This is a genomic window from Xanthomonas sp. SHU 199, from assembly GCF_000364665.1.
Taxonomy (GTDB): Bacteria; Pseudomonadota; Gammaproteobacteria; order Xanthomonadales; family Xanthomonadaceae; genus Xanthomonas_A; species Xanthomonas_A sontii.
Genome location: NZ_AQOI01000301.1, coordinates 1 through 6,043 on the forward strand (window position 1 = coordinate 1; position 6,043 = coordinate 6,043).

General features: G+C 69.9%; 6 protein-coding genes. 3 read left to right on the forward strand and 3 right to left on the reverse strand.

Annotated elements, in window-relative coordinates; translation table 11 throughout:
• Positions 1–193: 193 nt before the first annotated feature.
• The 3 genes from D183_RS0111000 to D183_RS0111010 form a co-directional block, all read right to left on the reverse strand.
• On the reverse strand, positions 194–607 hold the full coding sequence (locus D183_RS0111000) for a DUF2946 family protein (protein ID WP_017909034.1): 414 nt from the start codon (positions 605–607) through the stop codon (positions 194–196).
• 360 nt (positions 608–967) lie between these two features.
• Entirely contained in the window at positions 968–1,603 is a 636-nt protein-coding gene (locus D183_RS0111005) for a glutathione S-transferase family protein (protein ID WP_017909035.1), read from the reverse strand.
• Positions 1,604–1,712: 109 nt separating this feature from the next.
• Positions 1,713–3,236 carry a fumarate hydratase gene (locus D183_RS0111010; protein ID WP_017909036.1) on the reverse strand — a complete coding sequence of 508 codons (1,524 nt, stop codon included), beginning with the start codon at positions 3,234–3,236 and terminating at the stop codon, positions 1,713–1,715.
• Between the two features lie 101 nt (positions 3,237–3,337).
• Here D183_RS0111010 and D183_RS0111015 point away from each other — a divergent pair, with 101 nt between their 5' ends.
• The 3 genes from D183_RS0111015 to D183_RS0111025 all read left to right on the forward strand — a co-directional run bounded on the left by D183_RS0111015 (position 3,338) and on the right by D183_RS0111025 (position 5,979).
• A complete protein-coding gene (locus tag D183_RS0111015) occupies positions 3,338–4,225 on the forward strand; it encodes an RNA polymerase sigma-70 factor (RefSeq protein ID WP_017909037.1) in 888 nt (295 codons plus the stop codon).
• A gap of 84 nt (positions 4,226–4,309) precedes the next feature.
• The gene (locus tag D183_RS0111020; RefSeq protein WP_017909038.1) at positions 4,310–4,750 is read left to right on the forward strand and encodes a carboxymuconolactone decarboxylase family protein; all 441 of its coding nucleotides are present in this window, start codon (positions 4,310–4,312) and stop codon (positions 4,748–4,750) included.
• 326 nt (positions 4,751–5,076) lie between these two features.
• Positions 5,077–5,979 carry a dimethylarginine dimethylaminohydrolase family protein gene (locus D183_RS0111025; protein WP_017909039.1) on the forward strand — a complete coding sequence of 301 codons (903 nt, stop codon included), beginning with the start codon at positions 5,077–5,079 and terminating at the stop codon, positions 5,977–5,979.
• Positions 5,980–6,043: the final 64 nt, after the last annotated feature.

Here is a 6,043-nt window from a genome sequence, read left to right on the forward strand (position 1 = left end):
GCCCAGGTCAGCGGCGCGACCGGCGCGGTGGCAGTCACCTGCATCCGGTCGAGGGTGGTGGCATCGGGCGCTTCGGCATGGCCGGAAGCGGGAAACAGACTGACAAGAATGCAGCACGACAACGCCGCCCGCGTGGGCGACGGCAGGAACTGAGGCATGAGGTGAACTCCAGAAAAAAACGGCGCCGGCGCGCCTAGCGCACCGGAAACAGGAGAGCGTTCTGGAGATTCGGTGGCGGCCCGCGTGCGCCGTGCGCACGCCAGCGCACAGCGGCATGGACGCGATGACGCAGCGGCGTCGCGGCCCTCGGCGCCGGCAAGGCCGTGGCCAGCAGCAGGACGATCGCCAGCCACGGCAGCAGCCGTGCGGCGAGCAGGCAGTAATCGCAGGCGGCATGCGCCGGGCCATGGTCGCGCTGTGCGCCCGACACCTCGTGGTGATCGGCGTGGATCGCGTGCGCAGCGCCGTGTTCCGGTGGCAGTTCCGGCATCGCCTGCAACCCGGCCGTCGTGCACATCGGCACCGACAGGCTTGCGGTCTCCAGCAGCCGGCTGACCACCGGCGCGACCACCAGCAACAGCGCGGCCAGCAAGGCGGGCCAGCGCATCAGGCGGCGCAGTCGGGCGGGAGCACGGAGGACGGACACCGCATCATTCTAGGCGGCCGCGTCGGCAGCGGGTCGGCCGCAGTCGCGGGTGCGACAACGTGACGCAGGAGGGGGCGCCGCGTGCTGCTCGACGACGCGCGACGCCTCTTGCGCGCGGTGAATCACGTGAGCGGTCAGCGCAAGTGCTTGTGAATCAGCGCTTCGCTGATTCGGCTCTCATGTCGAAGAGCAGAAAAAAGGGACGAGCACAGTTTCCGCGAACCCACTTCCGTTGTCCGGGGAAACTGGACGGGACCCCGACAGCCGACGCCCCACGACATAGCCACCGTTGCTTCCGGAACCACGCTTCCGCGCCATACCTCACGCCCAATCGGTAATGCCTTCACGCCGATAGGTCTCGTGGAACGCCGGGCGCGCCTTCATCCGCTCGGCCAGTGCCTTGAGCGCCGGCCAGCTGTCGGCGGGCCGCGGCATGTTGCGCGACCAGCGCATCAGCATGACCAGCACGAAGTCGGCGGCGCTGCAGTGCTCGCCGAGCAGATACGGGCCGCCCTGCTCCAGGTGGGTCGCCACCTCGTCCCAGGCCTTTTCCAGGAACGCGCGGGCACTGGCGCGCACGCGCTCGGCGTTGTCGGCGCCGGCCGGTTCGTCGGGATAGAACCAGTCGCGGTAGGCCGGCATCAGGGTGTAGGCGCCGAACAGCATCCAGCGGTAATAGGCCGCGCGTTCATGGGTGCCGGGCGGCGGCGCCAGGCCGGCGTGCGGATAGAGGTCGGCCAGGTGCATGGCGATGGCGACCGATTCGGTCAGCACCTGCCCGTCCAGCACCAGCGTCGGCACCCGCCCCTGCGGGTTGAGCGCCAGGTACGCGGGGCTCTTCTGCTCCTGGCGCTCGAAATCGAGCATGCGCAGTTCGAAATCGACCTGCAGTTCGATCAGCAACCAGTGCACGACGAACGAGGCGGTACTGGGCGAGCCGTAAAGCACGATGGACACGACGCTTTCCCCGGAGGCGGAACCAGCGCCGATTATTGCCGCGGCGCCGGCGCACCGCCAGCGCCGCGCAGAACGCCGGCGACTTCGCCGGCGGTCGCGCTGCGGCCGATCAGGCCTCGACCACCACCACCGGGATCTTGCCGATGCGCGCCTGCCACTCGCGCGGGCCGGTCTTGTGCACCGACTCGCCGCTGGCGTCGACCGCCACGGTCACCGGCATGTCCTTGACCTCGAACTCGTAGATCGCCTCCATGCCCAGGTCTTCGAACGCCAGCACCTTGCTGGCCTTGATCGCCTTGGACACCAGGTAGGCCGAGCCGCCGACCGCCATCAGGTACACCGCCTTGTTGTCGCGGATCGCGGCGATCGCCGCATCGCCGCGCTCGGACTTGCCGACCATGCCCAGCAGGCCGGTCTGCTCCAGCATCTGCCGGGTGAACTTGTCCATGCGCGTGGCGGTGGTGGGGCCGGCCGGGCCGACCACTTCGTCGCGCACCGGATCGACCGGGCCGACGTAGTAGATGAAGCGGTTGGTGAAGTCCACCGGCAGCGTCTCGCCGCGGTTGAGCATGTCGATCATGCGCTTGTGCGCGGCGTCGCGGCCGGTGAGCAGCTTGCCGTTGAGCAGGATCGTCTCGCCCGGCTTGAAGCTGGCCACTTCCTCGCGGGTGATGGTGTCCAGGTTCACCCGGCGCGCATTGGTCGGGTTGTAGGTCAGCTTGGGCCAGTCTTCCAGCGATGGCGGATCCAGCATCACCGCGCCGCTGCCGTCCAGGGTGAAGTGCGCATGGCGGGTCGCCGCGCAATTGGGGATCAGCGCCACCGGCAGGTTGGCGGCGTGGGTCGGGTAGTCCTTGACCTTGATGTCCAGCACCGTGGTCAGGCCGCCCAGGCCCTGCGCGCCGATGCCCAGCGCGTTGACCTTCTCGTACAGCTCCAGGCGCAGCTCCTCGGCACGGTTGGACGCGCCGCGGGCCTGCAGGTCGACGATGTCGATCGGCTCCATCAGCGCTTCCTTGGCCAGCAGCATCGCCTTCTCGGCGGTGCCGCCGATGCCGATGCCGAGCATGCCCGGCGGGCACCAACCGGCGCCCATGGTCGGCACGGTCTTGAGCACCCAGTCGACGATGGAGTCGGAGGGATTGAGCATGGCGAACTTGCTCTTGGCCTCCGAGCCGCCGCCCTTGGCCGCGACGATGACGTCGACGGTGTCGCCGGGGACGACCTTCACGTTGACCACCGCCGGGGTGTTGTCCTTGGTGTTCTGGCGCTTGCCGGCCGGGTCGGCCAGCACCGAGGCGCGCAGCTTGTTGTCCGGATGGTTGTAGGCGCGGCGCACGCCCTCGTTGACCATGTCTTCCACGCCCATGGTGGCGTCGTCCCAGCGCACGTTCATGCCGATCTCGAGGAACACGGTGACGATGCCGGTGTCCTGGCAGATCGGCCGGTGGCCCTCGGCGCACATGCGCGAATTGATCAGGATCTGTGCGATGGCGTCCTTGGCCGCCGGCGACTGCTCGCGCTCGTAGGCCGCGGACAGGTTCTTGATGTAGTCGACCGGATGGTAGTAGCTGATGTACTGCAGCGCGTCGGCGACGGACTGGATGAGGTCTTCCTGCTTGATCGAGGTCACGGCTGGCTCTGCGGCTGGCGGGGGGAAACCCGCCCATTTTAGGGCAAAGTGGCGGCCCCGCCCGCTGTCACGCCGGCACGCCCTGTTCCGTCCTGGTCGTCATGACCCACGATCCGACCTTCGAATCCCACCGCGCCCGGCTGTTCGGGCTGGCCTACCGCCTGCTCGGCAGCCGCGCCGACGCCGAGGACACCGTGCAGGACGCCTGGCTGCGCTGGCAGGCCAGCGACCGCCGCGCGATCCGCGACCCCGAGGCCTGGCTGGTGACCGCCACCACCCGGCTCGGCCTGGACCGCCTGCGCGCGGCGCGCAGCGCCCGCGTCCACTACGTCGGGCCGTGGCTGCCCGAGCCGCTGGAGATCGCCGACGCAGAAGACGCCGACCCGGCCGAGCGCCATGACCGCGCCGAGCAGGTGTCGCTGGCGTTCCTGGCATTGCTGGAGCGGCTGAACCCGCACGAGCGCGCGGCGTTCCTGCTGAAGGAGGCCTTCGACCACGACTACGCGCAGATCGGCCGCACCCTGGAGCGCAGCGAGGCCGGCTGCCGGCAACTGGTGCACCGGGCGCGCGAGCGGCTCGGCCAGGGCCAGGCCCGCTTCGCGGTCACGCCCGAACACCACCGCCAGTTGCTGGAGCGCTTCCTGCACGCCTCGCAGCGCGGCGACCGCGCCGCCATCGCCGCCTTGCTGCACGCCGACGCGCAGTTGCGCTCCGACGGCGGTGGCAAGGTCACCGCCAGCCTGCGCCCGCTGCACGGCGCCGAGCGCATCGGTCGGCTGTACTGGGCAGTGGCGCGGCGCGGCCTGGGCCTGCAGGCGCGGATCGGCACGGTCAACGGCGAACCGGCGATCCTGCGCTTCCTGGGGCCGCGGCTGCAGTCGGCGACGCTGCTGGTGATCGACGGCGAGCGCATCGCCGAAGTGCTGACGCTGATGAACCCGGACAAGTTGCCGGCGCCGACGGCGCGACCTGCAGCCAGCCGTGACTGACCTGCGCCGGCGCTGTCACGCCGCGACGCACAGCCGCGTCCTGGAGGGGAAGGCGGCCATGCTGGCCGCCATGCGCGACCCACCATGCACTTCCATCGCATCGACTACACCCGCCACGAACCCGACGCATTCCGCGCCCTGCTCAGCGCCAGCCAGCAGGTCCACGACGGCACGCTCGGCAGTGCCCTCACCGAACTGGTGTTCCTGCGCGTCTCCCAGCTCAACGGCTGCGCCTACTGCATCGACATGCATGCCACCGCCCTGCGCAAGGCGGGCACCGAACCGCGCAAGCTCGACACCCTCGCCGCCTGGCGCGATAGCCGCTTCTTCAACGCCCGCGAGCGCGCCGCGCTGGACTGGGCCGAGGCGCTGACCACACTACCTGCCGGCGCGCCACCGCAGGCCATCTACGACGCACTCGCGGCGCAGTTCGACCCGGCCGGGATCAGCGCGCTGACCATGGCGGTGGCCGTGATCAACGCCTGGAACCGGCTGGGCGTGGGACTGCAGCCGACGCTGCCGTAAGGGCGCTGCGCGCCGGGACTGGGGATTCGGGATTCGGGATTCGGGATTCGGGATTGGGGATTCGGAGGCAGGATCGCGTCGTCGGCAAGGATGCGTAGCATTTCAAAACTCCCGAATGCTCACCGCTGGACGCATGACCACGCATGCCAACACCAGGCAAACCCAGCGCGCGCGGCTCTGCTTGCACGAATCCCCAATCCCGAATCCCCGGCTTTTCAGCAGCCGAATGGCTGATCATCTCGCTGGCGTACGCCACCAGTCCACCGACATGTCCCCGCAACACGCCACCGCTAGCGTGGCGCGCATCCCAGACGTGGAGCGCGCGCATGATCGAGAACGCCCTTGCTGTCGGCCTGGCCGACGAGACCGACCTGGCCCTCGCCTCCCCCGAACCGCAGTCCCGCGCCGGCGCCCGCTACCGCCACCGCCTGCTGATGTGCGCGCCGCAGCACTTCGCGGTGGACTACGTGATCAATCCGTGGATGGAAGGCAACGTCCACGCCGCCAGCCGCGAGCGCGCGCAGGCGCAATGGAACGCGCTGGTGTCCGCCGCCGAGGCGGCAGGCGCCCGCGTCGACTGCATCGCTGCCGCGCCGGGCCTGCCGGACATGGTGTTCAGCGCCAACGCTGGCCTGGTGCTCGGCGATCGTTTCGTGCCCAGCCGCTTCCGCCACGCAGAACGCCGGGGCGAGGAAGCCTTGTTCGCCGCCTGGTGCCGCCAGGCCGGCCTGCGCATCTGCGAACTGCCCGAGCAGGTGTATTTCGAAGGCGCCGGCGATGCGCTGCTGGACCGCGGCGCACGCCGGCTGTGGATGGGCCACGGCCACCGCAGCGACCTGGCCGCCGCGCATGAACTGACCGACCTGCTGGACATCGAGGTGGTGCCGCTGCGCCTGGTCGACGCGCGCTTCTACCACCTGGACACCTGTTTCTGCCCGCTGCGCGACGGCTACCTGCTGTACTACCCGGCCGCGTTCGACGCCGACGCGCAGCAGGCGATCGCCCAGCACATCCCGGCCTCGCGGCGCATCGCCGTCGGCGAGGCCGACGCCCTCGCCTTCGCCTGCAACGCGGTGGACCTGGACGACACCCTGCTGCTCAACCGCGCCTCGTCCGAACTGTGTGCCGCACTGGCCGCGATCAGCTACCGCGTGGTGCAGACCCCGCTGGACGAATTCCTCAAGGCTGGCGGCGCGGCCAAGTGCCTGACGCTGCGGCTGGACGAGTAAGCCGAAAGAGGCTCCAGCCAGACGCCTCCATCAGCCCCTCTCCCCCCGGGAGAGGGGTTGGGGT